Here is a 290-nt window from a genome sequence, read left to right as displayed (position 1 = left end):
GCCGCGCGTTGCGGGTTCACGCCCAGGCCGACGCCGTACTCGCGCGGCCGACAACTTCGTGGAAGAGAAGACCAAGGCGGCGTACTTCCAGGTGGAGCTGGACGGGGAACTGGGTGGCATGCGCACCAACACCCGCCTGGGCGTGCGCTATGAAACCACTGACGTGGTGTCGACCTCGGTCATTGCCGTCCCCGAGTCCATCGAGTGGCAGGCCAACAACGATTTCCGCATCGTGCTGTCCGATGAGCAGCAGCCCTTTACCGAGAAGGCGCGCTACAGCTACATCCTGC

Annotated in this window: 1 protein-coding gene; it reads left to right on the top strand. The window is 64.1% G+C overall.

The window, feature by feature from the left end:
- Window positions 1-58: 58 nt before the first annotated feature.
- Window positions 59-290: hypothetical protein (locus tag EN846_RS34575; protein WP_210236167.1), on the top strand; the 232-nt coding region annotated here is incomplete at its 3' end.

Origin of the sequence: Mesorhizobium sp. M4B.F.Ca.ET.203.01.1.1, from assembly GCF_004791025.1 — a bacterium.
In the GTDB taxonomy this organism is placed as follows: Bacteria; Pseudomonadota; Alphaproteobacteria; order Rhizobiales; family Rhizobiaceae; genus Mesorhizobium; species Mesorhizobium abyssinicae.
Note: the sequence above shows the minus strand (reverse complement) of the source record. Positions and strands in the feature narration are given on the sequence as shown.